Origin of the sequence: Pseudomonas japonica (assembly GCF_013522925.1) — a bacterium.
Classification (GTDB): domain Bacteria; phylum Pseudomonadota; class Gammaproteobacteria; order Pseudomonadales; family Pseudomonadaceae; genus Aquipseudomonas; species Aquipseudomonas japonica_A.
Genome location: NZ_JAAMQU010000008.1, coordinates 239,344 through 260,424 on the forward strand (window position 1 = coordinate 239,344; position 21,081 = coordinate 260,424).

Here is a 21,081-nt window from a genome sequence, read left to right on the forward strand (position 1 = left end):
TTTACCTCTTACTGTATCTGTCGCCACATGATGCGCCTGTTGGGGCTGCTGGTACCGTCGCCATCGTCGGGAGGGGGGTTAGGGTCATCTGCCGGATTGCGGGGTCCCTTTTCCTTGAGCGTGGTGACTGATCCGGAGGAGGAGTTGACAACTTTGGTGTCCGGATTTCCGGCAGCATCTTCCACCACGCCATTCAGCGTGGGAATGCCCGCCCCGAAGATCATGCCTGCGGAGATGGCGTCGGAGCTATCAACCACGCCGTCGCCGTTGGTATCGATCACAGCATAGGTCAACATATTCCCGGTAAGCGCCGAGAGCTCTACCAGCCTGCCAAAGCCTTGGCTGGCACAGGGGTCGGTGGTATCGACCCCTGCAGTGGTGAACAGGATTCGCCCGCGTGTATAAGCAGCCTGGTAGATCACGCGCTCTCCGACCAAGGTGTTGTTGTAGCTTAATGGCAGGTACCACCCGCTCTTCGTGGTGTAATCGACCGAGTTCTGGGACACGGTAAGGTACTGCCCCCCAGTTGCGCTGAACGACCCGGTGATGGATTGGGCCTGAAGGTTACTGACGGTCAGGTTCCCCGAAGCGCTGGTGGCATCGAGCACTGCGTAGAAGCTTTGAGTGGCGGTGGTGGTTTTGTCGCTGGTTTCAAGAAGTTTGCCCGTGCCGAAATACACCATGTAGCCTTTGCCGCTGTAGGTCGTCACCAAGGGTGGTGCGGTGATAGGCTGGGCTGCGCCGCCGGGGGCGGTGAACAGCGGGTTGCCGGAAAACGCCGTCTTCCAGCTGGACGGATTGGTACTAGTCAGGTCGAACTTCCACATCCGGCCTTTAAGGTCGCCAGCATAGGCAGCCTGAACCACATTGTTGGCATTGACCACGAGCTTGACCGACGACAAGCCATTGTCCGTTTCGCTGGTATTGATCACGATCTTGCGGATTAGCGATCCGTCCGCCACATTCACAACATAGAGCGCAGCCACTCCACTGTTACTGCCGTAGCCGTTGGAAATAAAGGCTGCCCAAGTCCCGTCAGCCAAGCGCGCGACCTCTGGCTTGGCATAGGCGTAGCCAAGGTCGTTCCAACTGTCAGTAGCACTAGCAGCGGCAGGCGCGCGAATCTCCCACAGTGCTTTCAGCGCATTACCGGCGGTTGCATCAAACAGCTGGATCGCATAGAAGGCCTTGCCTGCCCCCCCCATACCGCCGAACGCGACGGTTTTCCAGGTGCTGCCGGGCTTTACATCGAACACAGCCAGTTGGCCGTCGTTCAGGAACTTGTGGGTGGTGCCGTTGATGTACGTCGGGTCAGCAACGGTGACTAACCCTGGCAAGGCCGGGGACGGCAAGAAGCCATAGCGCCGTGCGCCCGTATTAGCATTCAGCACGTTGGTCAAGCCATCGTTAGCGTTCACGATCAGGCTGCTTGTCATGTTAGCGGCCTTGGTGGTGAGGTAGCTGCTGTAGGTGTACTCACCTGTTGCATCGGTGGCGGTCTGGTCCGTGGGTGCGGCCAGCACCACGGGGGAGTCGACAATATCCCCGAGTAACACGCTGCGAACCTTCAGCCCCGCCTTGCTGCTGGTGCCTTTGACCCACTCGATCAAATCGGAGCCCGTCACGCTTGCGCCCGTACTGCTCCGCGTACTCAAGCTAGACAAGCTTGTCGTTAAAGATGCCTGTTGGGTTGTGGCGAGGTTGGCATAGGCCAAGGTTACGGCGGCGTTGGTAGCCGTATTCCACGACTCGAAACTGCCCCCGGTGGTGCCAGCAGCCATCGTGGTATTGGTGGTCCATGCCGGTGTGCCGGTGGTGTTCAAGGTGCCATCGCTGGCGAAGGCGAACGCCCGGATGGTGCCCCGCCAGTCCGTGGGGTCGTAGAGGCTCTGGTAATAATAGTTGGCGTTATAGGTGGTAGACGACGCAGTGGTGCCACCGCCCCCAGAGCCCGAGCGTGAGCTGATATCGTTCAAAGCCTGGGTTAATACCGCTGTAAGGGTAGCGCTGTCAGTGGCTTGGTAGTACTTGCCATAACCATAGGTGGCCGCATCGGACAACATTTGGTTTGCCGCAGTAAATCCGACGGTATAGGTCACCAAGTTTTGCTTGGGAAAATCCGTGGCGTCCCAGCTTTTGCCAGAAAGGTCAGTACCGTTACTGGTGTTGGTCGCGGTGCGAAGGTCTATGTCATACCCGAACTTGGCGATGTCATCGAGGTAGAGCGAATCGCCCTCGGCATCTCCGCTGGTAGGGTTGTCGCCGTCGTTGCTTACGTTATCCCAATTGGGCAGTTTGTTCGCAGACGTTATTGCCGGATCATTGGTCGGGAAACTACGGTCATAGGTGGGCAAGCCGTCAGTGATGACCACCCCGAAATTCTTCTGGCATCGGTACTGTATCGGGCTGGTGTAGGTGCTCGGTGAGCTGTTGTAATACGGGGCCATTGACCGGAAATAGCGAGTGACTTCGTAGTAGCTTTCCGCTAGCGGCGTGTTGGCTACCGCACCTAGTGCGTTGATAGAACTTACAAGGTTGTTGTAGTTGGTCGTGGCTTGGGAGCTGGTGGTGCTCGTGGTGGCCTGCAGGTCTGTAATGGACCGCACAATGTATCCGCCAGGCCCACGGTCGGCGTTGGTTGGCGAGTTGAAGGTCGCCAGGCCCATGCGCAACGCGCGGTTGGCGGTAACCAGCGAGGCGGATACGGTACGGGCGACGTTGATGCGATAGTCCGTGGGGACGCTGCCGTCTGTATAGTCTTTGCTGGTGGTTGAGTTCGACAACAAACCTATCAGATAGGCAATGTACCGTGTTGAATAGCGGGTACCCTCGCTACCCACCGGATCGGGCAACTTGAGGCAGATACGGCTGCCGAGACTGTATCGATAAAAACCATAGTACCCAGTGCTACAGCCCCCCTTGTACAGGCTGCTCAGCAATAGGTTTTCGTTGTCCATGTCCTGGGCAGCGATATTGCTGCAGTTATCATCTCGGGTACAGGTGTACAACTGAGTACGAGTGACAGACTGGTCGAAGGCCGTCGCCCGTATAATGTTGTTCATACTCCCGGAGTCGTCTACGAGCAGCATCACATTCGGCGCGACTGCGGCGGAGCTCAACAACGGGGCACTTGCCGGTGTAAACGCAGCATACGCGGGTACGGAGGCATAAAGCCCTAATAGCACGCCAGCAAGCGCGGCGCGCCAGCTGAAGGGCTGCGGCCTAGTTGCAGTTTTTTGCATAAATGCTCTCCAGCGCAGTGCGGGCGTTGCCAACCATGCCGATACTCGTAATGCGATAAAGCGTTTGAGATTCATTGTCGGAGCCAGCCGTGGTACAGCCCAGTGCGGTTTTGGCAAGCCCCAACTGCTGCACAGCATATAGCCCACCGGTACCCGCCTGCACCCAAAGTGCATTCACCCCCTGCCCTGCTGTTTCTCGCGTGGCGGAGTCGGAAGGTGGCGCGCAGGCGGCTACGCTGCCACAGGCGGCGAGCACATAGGTAGCCTTGCTGACTGCCGTTTCCCCAACGCGTAAAGCGGCTTCCGCCACTTGGAAGGACTGGTTACGGAACTGCACGCTGCTACTCATTTTTTCCTGAAGGGTTGAATTCTGGATGGAGCTCAGACCAATAAGCGTGAGCAGCAAAAGAAAAACCAAGGCCACGATCAGTGCCATACCTTGTTCGCGGCGGGATGGGGCCACCGGCGAGCCCTGCTTGCGCGCGCCGCTCATTGCAGGCGGTTCCGCAGCGCAGCCACTACCGAATACGTACGGTCGCGGGTTCGGTTCGCTGTGTCCGTCAGCACAAGGGTCAACCGCACGGTCCGGATCCTCTCCAGCTGGGCAGCCGTTACCGTTGTCACGTAGCTGGTGACCGTGGTATCGCTGGCACTGCCCGACAGGCCAAAGCGTACCTGGAAGTCCTTCACATTACTGATGAGAGGCTGCTGGGCGCCGACAGCTCCGGTGAGGATCTGGCTATCTTTGAAGGAATATGTCACCTGACGTAACGGAAAGGCTATTTGCCCGCTGGGCACCACGGCCGCACCGTTGGTCGCGGTCGCGACGCTTCGACAGTCAGTGAGAATGGTCCATGTTGGGGCTGTGCCAGCAGTGCCCACGTCAGCGGTCACCATTTGCAGGCGGTTACCGTTGGTGCCGTCCACCGTCCAGCTGATCGGCGTCGCCAAGGCAGCAGTAAACAGGGCGGGGCTGGTAGCCGGCAATGTGATGCTGTCTGTACTCAAACATCCGAACATTCCTGTCATGCGGATTTCCTGGCTCATCCGTGAAAGCAGGTAGCGGGCGTCCTCCTGCATGGCAGAGGCGGCGTTTTGGGTCAGGTAGGTATTTTTGGCGGAGATAAACGTCTGGGTCACGCCAAGTACGATGATCAAGCCAAGCACCAAGGCGACCATCAGCTCGATAAGGGTGAGCCCACTCTGGCTGCGGCCGGTCATTGGGTTGTCACTCCACCTGTGGCAACCCGGCTGCGTAGCACGAAGGTCTGGGCCGTTGAACTGTCAGCCACCGAGCCATTGGCCGTTACCTGTTTGCCGGCACGAGAATCGTCCCAGGTAATGGTAATGGTGTAGACCACGGTGTCGGTAAGTACGATGGTGGCATTAGTGCCGCCGAGGTCGGTCACGTTTTGCCTGAAATCCATCAGGTCCTGGGTGGCCACCGTAGCGGAGGTGGTTCCGGTCGGCGCGGCCGCCAGGCTGGTAAGGGCGTATTTTCCACTCGGGTTAGCCCGGATTCGGTCCATCATGTCATAGGCAACGAAACTGACTTTGGTGCGCAGGTCGGCGCTGTCCGTGTATTTCAAGGCATTGATCTGCAACGCAGCAGCGCCGAGGAGTGCCACCGTCATGATCAACAGGGCAATAAGCACCTCGATCAGGGAAATACCTGACTGCTGCCTGCTCAGCATCCGGAGGCCGCTCCGTTGGGTACAACCCGCCCGTTCACGCAGACCAGAATGGTTCGCACAATCGTGCCATTCTTGTAGGTAAGCAAGGTTTGGGCGGTGGGGACGGCAAGCGCCCCTAGGCTATTGAACTCAATGTAGTCAGGAGTCACAGTGCCGGCGGCAATGGTGAGCGTAGGGCTGCCGCCGAGCCCGGGCAACCGGCGCAACTCGGTTACAGAGGTGCTGATGACCTGTACGGCCAGGTCACCCGTCCATATCCCTGTATTGACCGGTGCCACACGCACCCGCAGCCCACGATTGATCGCTTCGAGGCGTGCGTAGCTCAGTGCCCGAGCGATTTCCGCAGCATCAGCCTCGCTGCGGTTGCGGGCGATCAGGGTAGTGAAGCCAGGTACCACCATGGTCACGCCGATAATCAGGACGGCCACCGTAATCAGCAACTCGACCAGCGTAAATCCCTTGTTACCGTGCCGCATTGGACGCTCCCCCTCGACGCACCGACTATAAACCAGCTTCGGCGCCGGACCACTCAGCAAAGCATATACGGTTATTTCCCACTAATCAGCGCAAGGAAGCGCTGTGGAGGAATATTTCAAGGATGATCGCCATGCACCCTCAAGACACCGCCAGCCTTGGCTATTCGTTGCTGGAGCTTTTGGTAGCCATTGCTGTGCTTGTCGCCATCGCAGGGCTTGCCGTGCCAAATTTCAGGGTACTTATCGCGACGCATGAACGGCAGCTTCTGGCTGACGAATTGTCCAGTAGCCTGCGGGCCGCGCGCATGGAAGCCATCAACCGAAACAGAACTGTCATCGTCCAGGCCATGGAGGAAGACTGGGCGAAGGGCTGGAGAATCATCGTGGATGAAACCGGAAAAGGGTCGGCCGATTCGAACAATCCCACCCTTGTCATTCGCCGGGGCAACGCCCGCATACAGGCTGTTGCCACAAAGAACATGCAAGCTCAGGTCGCATTCAACTATCTAGGGATTCCACGGTCGAGCAGCCACGCGGCGCTTAACGGTTCGATACACTTTTGCGACCCGAAAGGTAGTGATCGCCATCGACGTGTAGTGCTTGCCCGCTCCGGCCGCGTGCGGGTAGCCACGTCGCCGCCGCCCACACCGCTGTGCCCCGCTACACCAACGTCTTGACCCGCAGTTCCTTGGGCATGGAGAACGTGATGTTCTCTTCGCGCCCGGCCAATTCATCGGCACCCGTGGCGCCCCAGGCCTGAAGTTGCTGGATGACACCGCGCACCAGCACTTCGGGCGCGGAAGCACCGGCAGTGATGCCGATCCGCCCTACCCCGTCGAACCAGCCCTGCTGCATGTCCTCGGCGCCGTCAATGAGGTACGCCGGGGTACCCATGCGCTCGGCGAGCTCGCGCAGGCGGTTGGAGTTGGAGCTGTTGGGGCTACCTACCACCAATACCACGTCGCACTCGTCGGCCAGCTGCTTGACCGCGTCCTGGCGGTTTTGCGTGGCGTAACAGATGTCGTCCTTGCGTGGCCCGCCGATGTTCGGGAAGCGCCCGCGCAGGGCATCGATCACCCGACTGGTGTCGTCCATGGACAGTGTGGTCTGGGTGACGAAGGCGAGGTTGTCCGGGTTGCGCACGGCGAGCGTGGCCACGTCGGCCTCGTCCTCCACGAGGTAGATCGCGCCGCCATTGCTGGCGTCGTACTGCCCCATGGTGCCTTCGACTTCCGGGTGGCCTTCATGGCCGATCAGGATGGTTTCGCGGCCATCGCGGCTGTAGCGCGCGACCTCGATGTGCACCTTGGTCACCAACGGGCAGGTGGCATCGAACACTTTCAGCCCGCGGCCGGCCGCTTCCTGGCGCACGGCCTGGGACACGCCATGAGCGCTGAAGATCACGATCACGTTATCCGGCACTTGATCGAGTTCTTCGACGAAAATGGCGCCACGGCTGCGCAGGTCTTCGACCACGAACTTGTTGTGAACCACTTCGTGGCGCACGTAGATCGGCGGGCCGAACACCTCGAGGGCGCGGTTGACGATCTCGATGGCTCGGTCCACGCCCGCGCAGAAGCCGCGAGGGTTGGCGAGTTTGATGTGCATGCTGGGCTCCGAGGCGCTGCGCCGGTTGGGTGGGCTCAAAGCGCCCGAACGTCGAGGATCTGGACTTCGAAACGCAGGGTCTTGCCAGACAATGGGTGGTTGAAGTCAACGGTGACCTGCTGATCATCGAACGCTTTCACAATGCCCGGCAACTCGGCATTGGCGGCGTCGTTGAAGATCACCAGCAGGCCTTCGGCCAGCTCCATGCCCTCGAACTGTTTGCGCGGCATCACCTGCAAGTTCTGCGGGTTAGGCTGGCCGAACGCGTTCTCCGGTGGCACGGTGAGGTCGCGCTTGTCGCCGGCCTTGAGGCCGAACAGTGCATTCTCGAACCCGGGCAACAGGTTGCCGTCACCGACCTTGAAGGTGGCCGGCGCCTTGTCGAAGGTGCTGTCCACGGTATTGCCGTCCTCCAGGTGCAACGCGAAGTGAAGCGTCACCTCGGTGTGCTGGCCGATCCGAACATCACTCATGAACCGCTTCTCCGCTTTTCTTGCTCTTGAACATATCCAGGGCCAGCATGATCGCGCCAACGGTAATGGCGCTGTCGGCGAGGTTGAAGGCCGGGAAGTACCACTGCCGGTCCCAGTGCACCAGCACGAAGTCGATCACATGGCCGAGGACGATACGGTCGTACAGGTTGCCGATGGCGCCGCCGAGCACCAGCGCCAGCGCGATGGCCAGCCAGGTATCGGCGCGGCCCAGCCGCTTGAGCCAGATGATCAGCACGGCGCTCACCACCACGGCGATAAGCGCGAACAGCCAGCGCTGCCAGCCGGAACTATCGGCCAGGAAACTGAAGGCCGCGCCGGTGTTGTAGGCCAGCGTCCAGCTGAAGTAGCTGGGGATCACCACGATCTGCTGATACAGCTCCAGCGTGTTTTCAAAGTACCACTTGCTGGCCTGGTCCAGTACCACCACCAGCACACTCAGCCATAGCCAAGCCAGGCGCCCGAAGCGCCCCGCCACGTCAGGCATAGTGACGCTCCTCGCCACCGGTAGTGATGTTGGTCACGCAACGGCCGCAGATTTCCGGATGAGCCGGGTTGGCGCCCACGTCTTCGACGAAGTGCCAGCAACGGGCGCACTTGGCGTGGCTGGACTTGACCACCTTGAGCTTCAGGCCGGCCACGTCGGTTACCACCGCATCGGCCGGTGCCGCGGCGAACGGCGCCAGGGTGGCCTTGGAGGTGATCAGCACAAAGCGCAGCTCATTGCCCAGCTTGCTCAAGTCGGCCTGCACGGCCTCGTCCGCATACAAGGTGACTTCGGCTTGCAGGTTGCCACCGATGGCCTTGGCCGTACGCTGGTTCTCCAGTTCCTTGTTCACCGAGGCCTTCACGGCCATCACGCTCTCCCAGAACGCACGGTTCAGTTCGAAGCCTTCCGGCAGCTCGCTCAGGCCGGTGTAGGCCGTGTTGAGCATCACCGACTCGTTGCGCTCGCCTGGCAGGTAGCTCCAGATCTCGTCGGCGGTGAAGGCCAGGATCGGGGCGATCCAGCGCACCAGTGCCTCTGCGATGTGGAACAGCGCGGTCTGGCAGGAACGGCGGGCAACGCTGTCGGCCGGCGTGGTGTACTGGCGGTCCTTGATGATGTCCAGGTAGAAGCCGCCCAGCTCCTGCACGCAGAAGTTGTGCACCTTGGAGTAGATGTTCCAGAAGCGGTACGCCTGGTAGTGCTCTTCCAGTTCACGCTGCAGCAGCAAGGCACGGTCCACCGCCCAGCGGTCGAGCGCCAGCATCTGATCCGGCGGCAGCAGGTCCCGCGCGGGGTCGAAGCCGCTGAGGTTGGAAAGCAGGAAGCGCGCGGTGTTGCGGATACGCCGGTAGGCATCGGCGCTGCGCTGCAGGATCTGCTCGGAAACCGCCATCTCGCCGGAATAGTCCGTGGAGGCAACCCACAGGCGCATGATGTCAGCGCCGAGGGTGTCGCTGACCTTTTGCGGCGCGACCGTGTTGCCCAGCGATTTGGACATTTTGCGGCCGTTCTCGTCCACGGTGAAGCCGTGGGTGAGCAGTTCACGGTAGGGCGCGTGATCGTCGATGGCGCAGCCGGTGAGCAAGGAGGAGTGGAACCAGCCTCGGTGCTGGTCGCTGCCTTCCAGGTACAGGTCGGCGCGCGGCCCCTGTTCGTGGCCCATCGGGTGCGAGCCGCGCAGCACGTGCCAGTGGGTGGTGCCCGAGTCGAACCACACGTCCAGCGTGTCGCTGATCTTCTCGTAATCGGCAGCTTCGGCGCCCAGCAGCTCGGCGGCGTCCAGCTTGAACCAGGCTTCGATACCTTCCTGTTCCACGCGCTGGGCCACTTCTTCCATCAGCTCGACGGTACGCGGGTGCAGTTCGCCGCTCTGCTTGTGCAGGAAGAACGGGATCGGCACGCCCCAGTTGCGCTGGCGCGAGATGCACCAGTCTGGCCGGTTGGCGATCATCGAGTGCAGGCGCGCCTGGCCCCAGTCCGGGACGAAGCGGGTTTCTTCGATGGCCTTGAGCGCACGTTGGCGCAGGGTATCGCCGGTCACCGGCTGCTTGTCCATGCCCACGAACCACTGCGCGGTGGCGCGGTAGATCAGCGGGGTTTTATGGCGCCAGCAGTGCATGTAGCTGTGGGTGATGGTTTCGGTGTGCATCAGCGCGCCGACTTCAGCCAGCTTCTCGACGATGGCGGCACCGGCCTTCCAGATGAACTGGCCGCCGAAGAACGGCAGGCTGTCCACGTACACACCATTGCTCTGGACAGGCGTGAGGATGTCGTCGTTGTGCATGCCGTAGCGTTTGCAGGTAACGAAGTCGTCCTCGCCGTAGGCCGGCGCAGAGTGAACGATACCGGTGCCCGCGCCCAGCTCCACGTACTCGGCCAGGTAAACAGGCGACAAGCGCTCGTAGAACGGGTGGTGGAAGTTGATGTTTTCCAGCGCGGCGCCCGGGGCACGGGCAATGATGTGGCCCTCGCGGCCATAGCGCTGCAGGCAGCTTTCAACCAGCTCCTCGGCCAGCACCAGCAAACGGTCGCCGATATCGACGAGCGCGTAGGTGAACTCGGGGTGCACGTTAAGTGCCTGGTTCGCCGGGATGGTCCACGGGGTGGTGGTCCAGATCACGATGGCGGCGGGCTTTTCCAGGCCCGGCAGGCCAAAGGCATCGGCCAGGGAGGCCTGGTCGGCGATCGGGAAGGCCACGTCGATGGTGGTGGACTTCTTGTCGGCGTACTCCACTTCGGCTTCAGCCAGCGCCGAGCCACAGTCGAAGCACCAGTTCACAGGCTTGAGGCCCTTGAACACGAAACCGCCCCGAACCATTTCGGCCAAGGCGCGGATTTCCCCGGCCTCGTTGACGAAGCTCATGGTTTTGTAGGGGTTGCCCCAGTCGCCCAGCACGCCCAGGCGGATGAAGCCTGCCTTTTGCTCTTCGATCTGCTCGGCGGCGTAAGCCCGGCACAGCTCGCGCGTTTTATCCGCAGGCAGGCCCTTGCCGTGGGTGACTTCCACCTTGTGCTCGATCGGCAGGCCGTGGCAATCCCAGCCCGGTACGTAAGGCGCATCGAAGCCCGCCAGCGTACGCGAGCGGATGATCATGTCCTTGAGGATCTTGTTGACCGCGTGACCGATATGAATGCTGCCGTTGGCGTAGGGCGGGCCATCGTGCAGCACGAACTTGGGCCGATCCTTGCCAATTTCGCGCAGCTTCTGGTACAGGCCAATGCTGTCCCAGCGCTGCAGTATCTGCGGCTCGCGCTGGGGCAGGCCGGCCTTCATCGGGAAGGCGGTGTCCGGAAGGTTTAGCGTGGCTTTGTAATCGGTCATTTCAGGCTCTTCATTAGGCGGTTAGCCCTGCCAATGGGCACGGGCGGCGGCGACGTCCGCGTCGATCGCCGACTTCAACGCCTCCAGTGAGGCGAAACGCTGCTCATCACGCAGCTTCTGGTGGAATTCCACCGACAAATGCCGGCCATACAGATCGCCAGCGAAGTCCAGCAGGTGTATTTCGAGGTGTGGCCGGCCATCGCCGGCAACGGTGGGGCGAACCCCTATATTGGCAACGCCGGGCCAGGTTTGGCCGTTTACCGTGGTGCTCACGAGGTAAACGCCAGTGAAGGGTACGCGGCGGCGCTTCAGCTGAACGTTGGCGGTGGGCCAGCCCAGCTGCCGCGCCAGCTTCTGGCCATGCAACACGCGGCCACTGATGCGATAAGGGCGGCCGAGCAGGCGTTCGGCCTGGGCAAAATCCCCCGAAGCCAGCGCCTGGCGCACCTGGGTGCTGCTCACGCGAGCGCCCTCTTCTTCTACGGTATTTGCCGCCTCCAGGGTGAAACCATGGCGGCGCCCAGCTTCGACCAGAAAGTCGAAATCCCCCAGGCGATCACAGCCAAACCGGAAATCATCCCCCACTTCGAGGTGTTTCACACCCAGCCCGTCGATCAGGATGGTTTCAACGAACTCGCTGGCGCTCAGGCTGCGTAGCCGCTGATTGAAGGCCAGGCACAACACGCGGTCGATGCCTTCGGCCGCGAGCAGCTCGAGCTTGTCGCGCAGCCGCGTCAGCCGGGCCGGGGCGGTTTCTGGCGTGAAATACTCACGCGGCTGTGGCTCGAAGATCACCACGCAACTGGGCACGCCAAGTTCCTGGGCACGCTCGCGCAAGCGCTTGAGGATGGCTTGATGCCCCCGATGCACTCCGTCGAAATTGCCAATGGTGGCAACGCAGCCCCGGTGACGGGGGCGCAGGTTGTGAAGGCCTCGAACCAGCTGCATAGCGCGCTTCTTGCTCATAAAGTCGTCGATTATAACCACACCCGGGCGCCGACGACAGGCAACAGCGCAGGCAGTGGGCCACAGGTGGATGAAACCGATATTCGGCCAACCGGCAGAAATTTCAATGCAGGCCCCGACGGGCGAACTGATGAAGGCGCATGCCGGTTGCCAGTAGCACCAGGAAATAGGTCGCTGCGCCAGCGACCACCAGCGCACCCAGCCGCAGGAACCGCGCCAGCATGTCACCCTCCGCCCACGGCGGCATGACGGCCATCAGGCCCAGCAATACGCCGCTCATGGCAATCACTGCCAGCCCCAGGCGGGCGAAGAAGCCCAGCCAACCGGGTTGGGGCTGGAACATTTGCTGGCGCCGCAGTTGCCAGTACAGCAGCGCAGCATTGAGGGTGGCACCGCCGCTGATCGCCAGCGCCAGGCCGGCGTGCTTGAGCGGGCCAATCAACGCCAGGTTGAACAGCTGGGTCGCCAGCAAGGTGGCGATAGCGATTTTCACCGGCGTGCGCAGGTTCTGCTGGGCGTAGAAGCCGGGCGCCAGCACCTTGATCAGAATGATACCGAGCAAGCCCACGGCATAAGCGACCAGAGCTCGCTGGGTCATCGCGGCGTCGAAGGCATCGAATTGACCGTACTGGAACAGCGCGACAGTCAGCGGCTCGGCCAGCAAGCCCAGCGCCACCGCACATGGCAGCACCAGCAGGAAGCACAGGCGCAGGCCCCAATCGAGGATGCGCGAGTATTCATGGCGATCCTTGTTGGCGTATGTGCGGGCCAGCGTAGGTAGCAGGATGGTCCCCAGCGCCACCCCGAGTACGCCGGAGGGCAGCTCCATCAGGCGATCGGCGTAGTACATCCAGGAAACCGAACCGGCCACGAGGAAGGACGCGAAAATGGTGTTGATGATGAGGGAGATCTGGCTCACCGACACACCAAGGATCGCCGGGCCCATCTGCTTGAGCACACGCAGGGCGCCACTGTGGCGCAGGCTCAGCCGTGGCAGGACCAGCATGCCGATCTTTTTCAAGTGCGGCAGTTGATAGAGTAATTGCGCCAGCCCACCCGCCAACACAGACCACGCCAGTGCCATCACCGGGGGATGAAAGAACGGCGTGAGAAAGAGCGCGAAGCCGATCATCGCAACGTTGAGCAACGTAGGCGTGAACGCCGGGACGGAGAAACGGTTCCAGGTATTGAGGATCGCACCCGCCAGGGACGACAGCGAGATCAGCAATATATAGGGGAAGGTAACCCGCAACAGCGAACTGGTGAGCTCGAACTTTTCAGGGGTGTCGGCAAAGCCCGGCGCGGTGGCCCAGATCACCCAAGGGGCCACCAGCATGCCCAGCGCCGTGACCACCGCCAGCGCAAGCGTGAGCAAACCCGCCACATAGGCGGTGAAGGTACGTGCGGCCTCATCGCCTTGCTGCTGGCGGTATTCGGCGAGAATAGGCACGAACGCCTGGGAGAACGCCCCCTCGGCGAAGATGCGGCGCAGCAGGTTGGGCAGCTTGAATGCGATGAAAAACGCGTCCGTGGCCATGCCGGCACCGAAAATCCGCGCCACGAGCGTATCGCGTACAAAACCCAGCACGCGCGAAATCATGGTGATCGAACTGACCGCAGCGAGGGATTTGAGCAGGTTCATGGTGGAGATGCCGCCAAGCCAAAAAGCCGAAAGTGTACAGCCCACGTGGCGGAAGGGAAGGTTTTCTGTACACTGCCGTTCGTCCTGAAAAGGCATGCAATGCAAGGCACTTTCCCTTGACATTGAACCCGCGCATCGGCATGATTCGCGGCCTTATTTGTTTGCTATTACCCAAGTCTTTCGAGGAGCTCGACGGTGGCCAACTCACCTTCCGCCAAAAAACGTGCAAAACAGGCTGAGAAGCGTCGCAGCCACAACGCCAGCCTGCGTTCGATGGTTCGTACCTACATCAAGAACGTAGTCAAAGCGATCGACACCAAAGACGCCGAGAAAGCGCAAGCTGCCTACACCCTGGCTGTGCCTGTAATCGACCGTATGGCCGACAAGGGCATCATCCACAAGAACAAGGCCGCTCGCCACAAGAGCCGTCTGAATGGCCACATCAAGGCCCTGAAGACCGCTGCCGCTGCCTAAGCGACGCGCTTCAAGAAAAACCGGCCCATGTGGCCGGTTTTTTGTTGTCCGGGTTTTACCCCGAATTTGCGAGCTAGCGCCCGCTGCCCACGGGCCATGGAAGGATCGGGATGGCCGTTACCGCGTTCTGCGGGCTGCCTTCGATTATGCGATCGCTGTACACCAGGTACACCAAGGTGTTGCGCTTCTCATCGAAGAAGCGCACTACCTGCATGGTCTTGAACACCAGGGAGGTTCTTTCCTTGAATACCTCTTCGCCATCCTTCAAAGGCTGCGCAAAGCGGATGGGCCCCACCTGACGGCACGCGATGGACGCCTCGGCGCGATCTTCAGCGAGCCCCAGGCCACCCTTCACGCCGCCCGTCTTGGCGCGCGAGAGGTAGCACGTCACGCCCTCGACCTTGGGGTCGTCGAATGCCTCGACCACGATCCGATCGTTGGGCCCAAGAAACTTGAATACCGTGGACACTTCACCAATGGTGTCGGCCGTAGCCAGCAGGGGCAGAAAAGCCAGCCCCAGCAGCGCGGTTCGCAGTACGCTCATGTGTGCCCTCATACCAGGATCAGGTTATCGCGGTGGATCAGTTCGGGCTCGGCCATATAGCCCAGCACCCCATGAATCGCGTCCGACGGTTGGCCGATGATCTTCTGGGCCTCCGCAGCGCTGTAATTGGTAAGGCCCCGCGCCACTTCCGAACCATCGGGTGCCAGGCACACCACCATTTCACCCCGACGGAACCCACCCTGCACCGCTTTCACACCCACCGGCAGCAGGCTCTTGCTGGCCGCGCGCAGCGCCTGCACAGCGCCTTCGTCCAACTGGAGCGTGCCGCGAGTCTGCAAGTGCCCGGCAAGCCACTGCTTGCGTGCCGCCAACATGCCGCGCTCCGGCGACAGCAGCGTGCCAAGGCGCTCACCGGCCTTGAGCCGATCCAGCACACGCTCAATGCGCCCCCCCACGATCAGTGTATGAGCGCCGGAACGGGCGGCGAGGCGGGCTGCACGCAGCTTGGTTTGCATACCTCCGCGCCCCAGCGCTCCACCCGTACCACCGGCTACGGCGTCCAGGCTTGGGTCATCGGCGCGGGCTTCGTAGATAAGCTTGGCATCGGGATTATTGCGGGGGTCGGCGTCGAACATGCCGTCGCGATCGGTGAGGATCACCAGCAGGTCAGCTTCGACCAGGTTCGCCACCAGTGCCGCCAGTGTGTCGTTGTCACCGAAGCGAATTTCGTCGGTGACCACGGTGTCGTTCTCGTTGATCACCGGGATCACGCCCAACTCGACCAACGCACGAAGCGTGCTGCGAGCGTTGAGGTAACGCTTGCGGTCCGAGAGGTCGTCATGGGTGAGCAGGATCTGCGCCGTGCGGCGTTCGTGCTGCGCGAAGCTGGACTCCCACGCCTGCACCAGCCCCATCTGGCCGATCGCGGCCGCAGCCTGCAACTCATGCATTGCGGTGGGGCGCTGCGCCCAGCCCAGGCGGCTCATCCCTGCGGCAACCGCGCCGGAAGACACCAGCACCAGCTCCACACCCGCTTCGTGCAAGGCGACCATTTGTTCCACCCACACCGCCATGGCCGTGCGGTCGAGGCCTTTGCCATCCGCGGTCAGTAACGCGCTGCCGATCTTTACCACCCAGCGCTGCGCACCCGTTACCTTGCTTCGCATCTTTCCTGTCCTTGCCTGCCCAACCCAGAAAAATCACAAACGACAACGCCCCGGCCCGATCGGGAGCCAGGGCCATTCAGCCTGCCTGCCCGCCCGGAACCGGGGCGCTGTAGTGTACTGCAACCAATCAGTCGCGCACGTAAATGATTTCCGGACCGTCCTCGTCGTCTTCGTCGTCCCAGTCATCATCGTCGCCGATGTCGTGCACGCTCTTCACGCCGGTACGGCGAAGGGCACGGGCATCGTCCAGGGCTTGCAGCTGTGCCCGGGCTTCGTCTTCGATGCGCTGATCCAGCTCGGCCACTTCTTCGGCAAAGCCTTCTTCCTGGGCGATACGCTCGGCGCGCAGCTCCAGGTAGCGCATGATGTCGCGGCTGAGGCGCTCGGTGCCTTCCTTTGCCAGCGCGGAGATCACGTACACCGGGCCTTCCCACTGCAGGCGGTCGACCACTTCCTTCACGGCGGCTTCGTGCTCTTCCTCGAGCAACTGGTCGCATTTGTTCAGCACCAGCCAACGATCGCGCTCAGCCAGGGAGGGGCTGAATTTCACCAGCTCGTTCACGATCACTTCGGCAGCATCGGCGGCACTGCTGCCATCGAACGGCGCCATGTCCACGAGATGCAACAGCAGGCGCGTGCGCGCCAAGTGCTTGAGGAAGCGAATCCCCAGCCCAGCGCCATCCGAAGCACCCTCGATGAGGCCGGGGATGTCGGCGATCACGAAGCTCTTCCAACGGTCTACGCTGACCACGCCCAGGTTTGGCACCAGGGTAGTGAACGGGTAGTCGGCCACCTTCGGCTTGGCGGCCGAAACGGAGCGAATGAACGTGCTTTTGCCAGCGTTCGGCAAACCCAGCAGGCCTACGTCTGCCAGCACTTTCATTTCCAGCTTGAGGTCACGCTGCTCCCCAGGCTTGCCTGGCGTGGTCTGGCGCGGCGCGCGGTTGGTACTGGACTTGAAGCGGGTGTTGCCGAGGCCGTGCCAGCCACCCTGGGCGACCATCAGGCGCTGCCCTGGCTTTACCAGGTCGCCGATCACTTCCTGGGTACTGGCGTCGATCACCGTGGTGCCTACGGGCACGCGCAATACCAACTCCTCACCCTTGGCGCCGGTGCAATCGGTGCTGCCGCCATTCTCGCCGCGCTGCGCGTCGAAATGGCGGGTGTAGCGGTAGTCCACCAGCGTGTTGAGGTTCTCGTCGGCCACCAGGAACACCGAGCCGCCATCGCCACCGTCGCCGCCGTTCGGGCCGCCGTTCTCGATGAACTTTTCACGACGGAAGCTCATGCAACCGTTACCACCGTCACCCGCCTTCACGCGGATGGATACTTCATCTACAAACTTCATAAATCATGCCTCTCGCCACCAGGGCGAGCCTATAAGCCAGAAAACATAAGGCTCTTGCAAAAATGAGCGCAGCGCCCCAATCAACGACCGAGTAGAACAGCGCTGGAGCTCAAGCAGACAGCTTTGCAAGAGACTCACTACAAACAAAAAAGCCCCGTCGCGAGACAGGGCTTTTCAGCGGGGTCGCGATCAGGCTGCGACGACGCTTACGTAACGACGGCCGAACGCACCTTTGACTTCGAACTTCACAACGCCTTCGACTTTAGCGAAGAGGGTGTGGTCCTTGCCGATGCCAACGCCGTAGCCGGCGTGGAACTGGGTGCCGCGCTGACGCACGATGATGTTGCCGGCCTTGATGACCTGGCCGCCGAACATTTTCACGCCAAGGCGTTTACTTTCGGAATCGCGACCGTTGCGGGTACTACCACCAGCTTTTTTGTGTGCCATGAGTTCAATACTCCAATGTGCGGATCAGGCTGGAAAAATCAGGCCTGGATACCGGTGATTTTGATCTCGGTGAACCACTGGCGGTGGCCCATACGCTTCATGTGGTGCTTACGACGACGGAATTTGATGATCCGGATCTTGTCGTGACGGCCTTGGGCGATTACTTCTGCAACCACTTTGGCGCCTTCAACGACAGGTGCGCCGATGCTCACGTCGTCGCCATTGGCAACCAACAGAACGCGATCGAAGGTAACGGATTCGCCAGTGGCGACTTCCAGTTTTTCGATCTTCAGGTATTCACCTTCGGCGACCTTGTATTGCTTGCCACCGGTAACGATTACTGCGTACATGATATTTCTCCGTTAATCCTGCTCACCCAGCGCTTTATAGGAAGAGGTCTCGGCTGGCATGGCTGCAGCGGGCGGGAAACCCCAGGGGGACCCAACTGCAATTGCGTAAGGCAGGTGATGCCCAGGAAGTTCAGGGTGCGCGATTGTACGCAACGCAAGGTAGCCGCGCAAGGGCCGCTGGACGAGCGAAGCACCCTGCCCTGCGCTCTCAGGCCCCGTGGCGCGGGGGCGCCGCCTTGACAGGTCGGGACCTGACACCTAGCATGCCGCGCAACCTTTATGGAGCGTTAGTCGCTGATGCAACCCCAAGCCTTTTATCGTGTGGTGGCGGAAGATTTCACCGCCGTCGACGAGATCATCAAGCAGCAGCTGACCTCGCGGGTGCCGCTGGTATCGAAGATCGGCGACTATATCATCTCCGCTGGCGGCAAGCGCCTCCGGCCGCTGCTGGTGCTTCTGGGCGGCAAAGCCCTGGGCTACGAGGGCGGCAACCTGCGGCTATTGGCCGCAACCATCGAGTTCCTGCATACCGCCACCCTGCTTCACGACGACGTAGTGGACATGTCCGGCATGCGCCGCGGCCGTTCCACGGCGAACGCCATGTGGGGCAACGCGCCTAGCGTGCTGGTGGGCGACTTCCTTTATTCCCGTTCCTTCGAAATGATGGTCGAGCTGGGCTCCATGCCGGTCATGCAGATCCTCTCCCAGGCCACGCGCATCATCGCCGAGGGCGAGGTGCTGCAGCTGTCCAAGGTGCGGGACGCCAGCACCACCGAAGAAACCTACATGGAGGTCATTCGCGGCAAAACCGCGATGCTGTTCGAAGCCGCTACCCACAGCGCGGCTGCCCTGGCCGGCGCCAGCGACCAGGCCCGAGAAGCATTGCGCCAGTTCGGCGACCACCTTGGGGTGGCGTTCCAACTGGTGGACGACCTGCTCGACTACAAGGGCGACGCTGACACGCTCGGCAAGAACGTGGGCGACGACCTCGCCGAAGGCAAGCCTACCCTGCCCCTCATCTACACCATGCGCGAAGGCACCGCCGAGCAGGCGGCCCTGGTCCGGCAGGCGATCCAGAAAGGCGGTATCGAAGACCTCGAACGCATTCGCGAAGCCGTCGAGGCGTCCGGCGCCCTCGCCTATACGGCCCAGATGGCACAAGGTTACGCCAACCGCGCCATCGCGTGCCTGGACGCTCTTCCCGCCAGCGAGTACCGTGACGCGCTGGTGGAGCTGAGCGAATTCGCCGTCGCTCGCACCTACTGATACCTTCCCCCGCAGTGGCAGTTACCTGCCTGCCCGACAGGCTGGCGAGGTAACGGCCATGTGCGCCATTACCCCGAGGAACCCACATGTCTTTGCCACCCTGCCCTCAATGCGGCTCCGAGTTCGTCTACGAAGACGGCGCACAGCTGATCTGCCCGGAATGCGCACACGAATGGACAGCGGGCGAAGCCGCCAGCAGCGACGATGACGCACGCGTGGTGAAAGATTCGGTTGGCAACCTGCTCCAGGATGGCGACAGCGTAACCGTGATCAAGGACCTGAAGGTCAAGGGCACTTCGCTGGTGGTGAAGGTGGGGACCAAGGTGCGGAACATCCGCCTGTGCGATGGCGACCACGACATCGATTGCAAGATCGACGGTATCGGCGCGATGAAGCTCAAGTCCGAGTTCGTTCGCAAGGCGTAACGACAGCCGGGCGAGATCGGCCTTTGCAAAACTGCAAATACGAATTATTCTCAATGAACCCCATCAAGGAGAATGATCGTGACCTACCTCATCGACGCCTGGCTCGACCGTACTCATCCCTACCTGCGCATTCTTCATCGGGAAACCGGCGAGGTGTGCGCGGTGCTGCACGAAGACGCCCTGGACGAGCTGCGAGAGCAGGGTGAGCTGGATTACGAGGGGCTGAACTCTACCGAACCGCATGTACAGAAGGAGCTGGTGCGCAATCTGTTCCTGTTCTGCTACGCCCGGGCACTGCGCCCGGCGGGTGAGTTGCATTGAGGCCTTGATCGGGGCAAGCCTGAACCCGGTGTTTACCGGGTCGCCTTGCCCGCGACAGGGCGCCCCCGTAGCAGCCGGGCTCGCCCGCGACCAGATCCGCCCGCGAACTTACAAAATCTCGAGCAGCTCTACATCGAATACCAGCACGCTGTGCGGTGGGATCGACCCCACGCCTTGCGCGCCGTAAGCCAGCTCGCTTGGCACGTACAGGCGCCATTTGCTGCCGGTGTTCATCAGTTGCAACGCTTCGGTCCAGCCAGCGATCACGCCGCCAACGGGGAATTCAGCCGGCTGGCCGCGATCGTAGGAGCTGTCGAACACAGTGCCGTCGATCAAGGTGCCGTGGTAGTGAGTGCGCACGGTGCTCTCACGGGTAGGCTTGGCGCCCTCGCCAGCGGTCAGCACTTCGAACTGCAGGCCGGACGCCAGCGTAGTAACGCCTTCGCGCTTGCCGTTCTCGGCCAGGTACGCCAGGCCTTCGCCCGCGGCGGCTTCGGCCTTCACGCGCTCCTGCTCCTGCATGATTTCGCGAATGGCGCGGAAGGCGTTGTTCAGCTCTTCCGGTGCCACACGGCTAGGCTCGCCCTGGAAAGCATCCGTGAGGCCAGCGATCAGCGCGTCCAGGCTTACGCCGGGTGGTGGGTTGCTGCGGATCTGGTCGCCAAGCTGGCGGCCGATGCCATAGCTGACGCGGGTTTCGTCAGTAGTGAAGTTCAATTCAGGCATTGCACTGCTCCGTTGAAGGCCGGCAAGCCGGCCAGCCAAAAAGGGGAGCAGCCTAGCACATCAATGCTTGGTGAGCTTATCCAGGTAGCCCATGGCGAACGCCGAAATCACGAAGGTCATGTGAATGATCACATACCACATCAAGTGGTCGGCACCGATGTTCTGGGCGTCCATGAACACGCGCAGCAAATGGATAGAGGAGATGGCGACGATGGAAGCCGCGACTTTCATCTTGAGCGACGAGGAGTCCATTTTCCCAAGCCAGCTGAGCTTTTCCGAACCTTCGTCGATGTCCAGCTGCGACACGAAATTTTCGTAGCCCGAGATCATCACCATCACCAGCAGCCCGCCTACAAGGGCCATGTCGATCAGCGACAACAGGACCAGGATCAGCTCAGACTCCGCGAGGGCGAACACATTGGGCAGGATATGGAAGATTTCTTCGAAAAACTTCAACGCCAGGGCCAGCAAACCCAACGACAAGCCAAAGTAAATCGGTGCCAGCAGCCAGCGCGAGGCGTACATGGTTCTTTCGATCAGACGTTCCATTGCAACTCACAGGTAGCTTAAAAATCGGCCGTGAGTATACCAATGTCCGCCGGGCCGCGGGATGCGGTCGAATG

General features: G+C 61.3%; 23 protein-coding genes. 5 read left to right on the forward strand and 18 right to left on the reverse strand.

The features are described from left to right. Positions 1-8: 8 nt before the first annotated feature. From G7016_RS15050 to G7016_RS15070, 5 genes are read right to left on the reverse strand one after another with little or no spacing between them, the layout of a single operon-like run. Positions 9-3,242: a pilus assembly protein gene (locus tag G7016_RS15050; RefSeq protein ID WP_181115662.1), complete on the reverse strand. Its 3,234-nt coding sequence runs from the start codon at positions 3,240-3,242 to the stop codon at positions 9-11. Then, positions 3,223-3,735: a pilus assembly PilX family protein gene (locus G7016_RS15055; protein WP_225771716.1), complete on the reverse strand. Its 513-nt coding sequence runs from the start codon at positions 3,733-3,735 to the stop codon at positions 3,223-3,225. The genes G7016_RS15050 and G7016_RS15055 overlap by 20 nt, the downstream gene beginning before the upstream one ends. After that, a complete protein-coding gene (locus tag G7016_RS15060; RefSeq protein ID WP_181115664.1) occupies positions 3,732-4,463 on the reverse strand; it encodes a PilW family protein in 732 nt (243 codons plus the stop codon). The genes G7016_RS15055 and G7016_RS15060 overlap by 4 nt, the downstream gene beginning before the upstream one ends. After that, positions 4,460-4,936, reverse strand: a complete 477-nt coding sequence (pilV, locus tag G7016_RS15065) for a type IV pilus modification protein PilV (protein ID WP_181115666.1) — start codon at positions 4,934-4,936, stop codon at positions 4,460-4,462. The genes G7016_RS15060 and pilV overlap by 4 nt, the downstream gene beginning before the upstream one ends. Beyond that, positions 4,930-5,412, reverse strand: coding sequence for a GspH/FimT family pseudopilin (locus G7016_RS15070; protein ID WP_181115668.1), 483 nt, complete (start codon positions 5,410-5,412; stop codon positions 4,930-4,932). The genes pilV and G7016_RS15070 overlap by 7 nt, the downstream gene beginning before the upstream one ends. Positions 5,413-5,534: 122 nt before the next feature. Here G7016_RS15070 and G7016_RS15075 point away from each other — a divergent pair, with 122 nt between their 5' ends. Then, entirely contained in the window at positions 5,535-6,089 is a 555-nt protein-coding gene (locus G7016_RS15075; RefSeq protein WP_181115670.1) for a GspH/FimT family pseudopilin, read from the forward strand. On the opposite strand, the gene ispH is transcribed toward G7016_RS15075, so the two are convergent. From ispH to murJ, 6 genes are all read right to left on the reverse strand, one after another. Beyond that, positions 6,073-7,020, reverse strand: a complete 948-nt coding sequence (gene ispH, locus G7016_RS15080) for a 4-hydroxy-3-methylbut-2-enyl diphosphate reductase (RefSeq protein WP_181115672.1) — start codon at positions 7,018-7,020, stop codon at positions 6,073-6,075. The genes G7016_RS15075 and ispH overlap by 17 nt on opposite strands. 35 nt (positions 7,021-7,055) lie before the next feature. Next, positions 7,056-7,493 (reverse strand): FKBP-type peptidyl-prolyl cis-trans isomerase, encoded by a 438-nt coding sequence (fkpB, locus tag G7016_RS15085; protein ID WP_181115674.1) that lies wholly within the window; start codon positions 7,491-7,493, stop codon positions 7,056-7,058. Next, the gene (gene lspA, locus G7016_RS15090; RefSeq protein WP_181115676.1) at positions 7,486-7,998 is read right to left on the reverse strand and encodes a signal peptidase II; all 513 of its coding nucleotides are present in this window, start codon (positions 7,996-7,998) and stop codon (positions 7,486-7,488) included. The genes fkpB and lspA overlap by 8 nt, the downstream gene beginning before the upstream one ends. Further along, entirely contained in the window at positions 7,991-10,822 is a 2,832-nt protein-coding gene (ileS, locus tag G7016_RS15095; protein WP_181115677.1) for an isoleucine--tRNA ligase, read from the reverse strand. The genes lspA and ileS overlap by 8 nt, the downstream gene beginning before the upstream one ends. Before the next feature lie 21 nt (positions 10,823-10,843). Next, the gene (ribF, locus tag G7016_RS15100; RefSeq protein ID WP_181115771.1) at positions 10,844-11,770 is read right to left on the reverse strand and encodes a bifunctional riboflavin kinase/FAD synthetase; all 927 of its coding nucleotides are present in this window, start codon (positions 11,768-11,770) and stop codon (positions 10,844-10,846) included. Positions 11,771-11,891: 121 nt separating this feature from the next. Then, positions 11,892-13,430, reverse strand: coding sequence for a murein biosynthesis integral membrane protein MurJ (murJ, locus tag G7016_RS15105; protein ID WP_181115679.1), 1,539 nt, complete (start codon positions 13,428-13,430; stop codon positions 11,892-11,894). Positions 13,431-13,625: 195 nt separating this feature from the next. Here murJ and rpsT point away from each other — a divergent pair, with 195 nt between their 5' ends. After that, the gene (gene rpsT / locus G7016_RS15110) at positions 13,626-13,904 is read left to right on the forward strand and encodes a 30S ribosomal protein S20 (RefSeq protein ID WP_181115681.1); all 279 of its coding nucleotides are present in this window, start codon (positions 13,626-13,628) and stop codon (positions 13,902-13,904) included. A gap of 73 nt (positions 13,905-13,977) precedes the next feature. Here the strand turns inward: rpsT and G7016_RS15115 are convergent, their stop codons facing one another. The 5 genes from G7016_RS15115 to rplU form a co-directional block, all read right to left on the reverse strand. Beyond that, on the reverse strand, positions 13,978-14,448 hold the full coding sequence (locus G7016_RS15115) for a CreA family protein (RefSeq protein ID WP_181115683.1): 471 nt from the start codon (positions 14,446-14,448) through the stop codon (positions 13,978-13,980). 8 nt (positions 14,449-14,456) lie between these two features. Further along, the gene (gene proB / locus G7016_RS15120) at positions 14,457-15,575 is read right to left on the reverse strand and encodes a glutamate 5-kinase (protein WP_181115685.1); all 1,119 of its coding nucleotides are present in this window, start codon (positions 15,573-15,575) and stop codon (positions 14,457-14,459) included. Positions 15,576-15,702: 127 nt separating this feature from the next. After that, positions 15,703-16,923 carry an Obg family GTPase CgtA gene (gene cgtA, locus G7016_RS15125; RefSeq protein WP_181115695.1) on the reverse strand — a complete coding sequence of 407 codons (1,221 nt, stop codon included), beginning with the start codon at positions 16,921-16,923 and terminating at the stop codon, positions 15,703-15,705. Positions 16,924-17,112: 189 nt separating this feature from the next. Beyond that, on the reverse strand, positions 17,113-17,370 hold the full coding sequence (rpmA, locus tag G7016_RS15130; protein ID WP_040261664.1) for a 50S ribosomal protein L27: 258 nt from the start codon (positions 17,368-17,370) through the stop codon (positions 17,113-17,115). A gap of 38 nt (positions 17,371-17,408) precedes the next feature. Continuing rightward, on the reverse strand, positions 17,409-17,720 hold the full coding sequence (gene rplU, locus G7016_RS15135; protein WP_181115697.1) for a 50S ribosomal protein L21: 312 nt from the start codon (positions 17,718-17,720) through the stop codon (positions 17,409-17,411). Between the two features lie 297 nt (positions 17,721-18,017). Here rplU and G7016_RS15140 point away from each other — a divergent pair, with 297 nt between their 5' ends. The 3 genes from G7016_RS15140 (at position 18,018) to G7016_RS15150 (ending at position 19,732) form a co-directional block, all read left to right on the forward strand. Beyond that, positions 18,018-18,986, forward strand: a complete 969-nt coding sequence (locus G7016_RS15140) for a polyprenyl synthetase family protein (protein ID WP_181115699.1) — start codon at positions 18,018-18,020, stop codon at positions 18,984-18,986. A gap of 86 nt (positions 18,987-19,072) precedes the next feature. Next, positions 19,073-19,411 (forward strand): zinc ribbon domain-containing protein YjdM, encoded by a 339-nt coding sequence (locus tag G7016_RS15145; protein ID WP_181115701.1) that lies wholly within the window; start codon positions 19,073-19,075, stop codon positions 19,409-19,411. Between the two features lie 78 nt (positions 19,412-19,489). After that, positions 19,490-19,732, forward strand: coding sequence for a PA4570 family protein (locus tag G7016_RS15150; RefSeq protein ID WP_181115702.1), 243 nt, complete (start codon positions 19,490-19,492; stop codon positions 19,730-19,732). A 108-nt stretch (positions 19,733-19,840) separates the two neighbouring features. On the opposite strand, the gene G7016_RS15155 is transcribed toward G7016_RS15150, so the two are convergent. Next, positions 19,841-20,458, reverse strand: a complete 618-nt coding sequence (locus tag G7016_RS15155) for an FKBP-type peptidyl-prolyl cis-trans isomerase (RefSeq protein WP_181115703.1) — start codon at positions 20,456-20,458, stop codon at positions 19,841-19,843. 60 nt (positions 20,459-20,518) lie between these two features. After that, complete coding sequence (locus G7016_RS15160; protein ID WP_181115705.1) at positions 20,519-21,007, reverse strand: TIGR00645 family protein; 489 nt, start codon at positions 21,005-21,007, stop codon at positions 20,519-20,521. Positions 21,008-21,081: the final 74 nt, after the last annotated feature.

What these genes read in the sequence shown, in the direction of transcription:
- G7016_RS15050 (WP_181115662.1), bottom strand. Translation starts at nt 3,242, where the DNA reads ATGCAAAAAACTGCAACTAGGCCGCAGCCCTTCAGCTGGCGCGCCGCG.
- G7016_RS15055 (WP_225771716.1), bottom strand. Translation starts at nt 3,735, where the DNA reads ATGAGCGGCGCGCGCAAGCAGGGCTCGCCGGTGGCCCCATCCCGCCGC.
- G7016_RS15060 (WP_181115664.1), bottom strand. Translation starts at nt 4,463, where the DNA reads ATGACCGGCCGCAGCCAGAGTGGGCTCACCCTTATCGAGCTGATGGTC.
- pilV (WP_181115666.1), bottom strand. Translation starts at nt 4,936, where the DNA reads ATGCTGAGCAGGCAGCAGTCAGGTATTTCCCTGATCGAGGTGCTTATT.
- G7016_RS15070 (WP_181115668.1), bottom strand. Translation starts at nt 5,412, where the DNA reads ATGCGGCACGGTAACAAGGGATTTACGCTGGTCGAGTTGCTGATTACG.
- G7016_RS15075 (WP_181115670.1), top strand. Translation starts at nt 5,535, where the DNA reads ATGATCGCCATGCACCCTCAAGACACCGCCAGCCTTGGCTATTCGTTG.
- ispH (WP_181115672.1), bottom strand. Translation starts at nt 7,020, where the DNA reads ATGCACATCAAACTCGCCAACCCTCGCGGCTTCTGCGCGGGCGTGGAC.
- fkpB (WP_181115674.1), bottom strand. Translation starts at nt 7,493, where the DNA reads ATGAGTGATGTTCGGATCGGCCAGCACACCGAGGTGACGCTTCACTTC.
- lspA (WP_181115676.1), bottom strand. Translation starts at nt 7,998, where the DNA reads ATGCCTGACGTGGCGGGGCGCTTCGGGCGCCTGGCTTGGCTATGGCTG.
- ileS (WP_181115677.1), bottom strand. Translation starts at nt 10,822, where the DNA reads ATGACCGATTACAAAGCCACGCTAAACCTTCCGGACACCGCCTTCCCG.
- ribF (WP_181115771.1), bottom strand. Translation starts at nt 11,770, where the DNA reads ATGCAGCTGGTTCGAGGCCTTCACAACCTGCGCCCCCGTCACCGGGGC.
- murJ (WP_181115679.1), bottom strand. Translation starts at nt 13,430, where the DNA reads ATGAACCTGCTCAAATCCCTCGCTGCGGTCAGTTCGATCACCATGATT.
- G7016_RS15115 (WP_181115683.1), bottom strand. Translation starts at nt 14,448, where the DNA reads ATGAGCGTACTGCGAACCGCGCTGCTGGGGCTGGCTTTTCTGCCCCTG.
- proB (WP_181115685.1), bottom strand. Translation starts at nt 15,575, where the DNA reads ATGCGAAGCAAGGTAACGGGTGCGCAGCGCTGGGTGGTAAAGATCGGC.
- cgtA (WP_181115695.1), bottom strand. Translation starts at nt 16,923, where the DNA reads ATGAAGTTTGTAGATGAAGTATCCATCCGCGTGAAGGCGGGTGACGGT.
- rpmA (WP_040261664.1), bottom strand. Translation starts at nt 17,370, where the DNA reads ATGGCACACAAAAAAGCTGGTGGTAGTACCCGCAACGGTCGCGATTCC.
- rplU (WP_181115697.1), bottom strand. Translation starts at nt 17,720, where the DNA reads ATGTACGCAGTAATCGTTACCGGTGGCAAGCAATACAAGGTCGCCGAA.
- G7016_RS15140 (WP_181115699.1), top strand. Translation starts at nt 18,018, where the DNA reads ATGCAACCCCAAGCCTTTTATCGTGTGGTGGCGGAAGATTTCACCGCC.
- G7016_RS15145 (WP_181115701.1), top strand. Translation starts at nt 19,073, where the DNA reads ATGTCTTTGCCACCCTGCCCTCAATGCGGCTCCGAGTTCGTCTACGAA.
- G7016_RS15155 (WP_181115703.1), bottom strand. Translation starts at nt 20,458, where the DNA reads ATGCCTGAATTGAACTTCACTACTGACGAAACCCGCGTCAGCTATGGC.
- G7016_RS15160 (WP_181115705.1), bottom strand. Translation starts at nt 21,007, where the DNA reads ATGGAACGTCTGATCGAAAGAACCATGTACGCCTCGCGCTGGCTGCTG.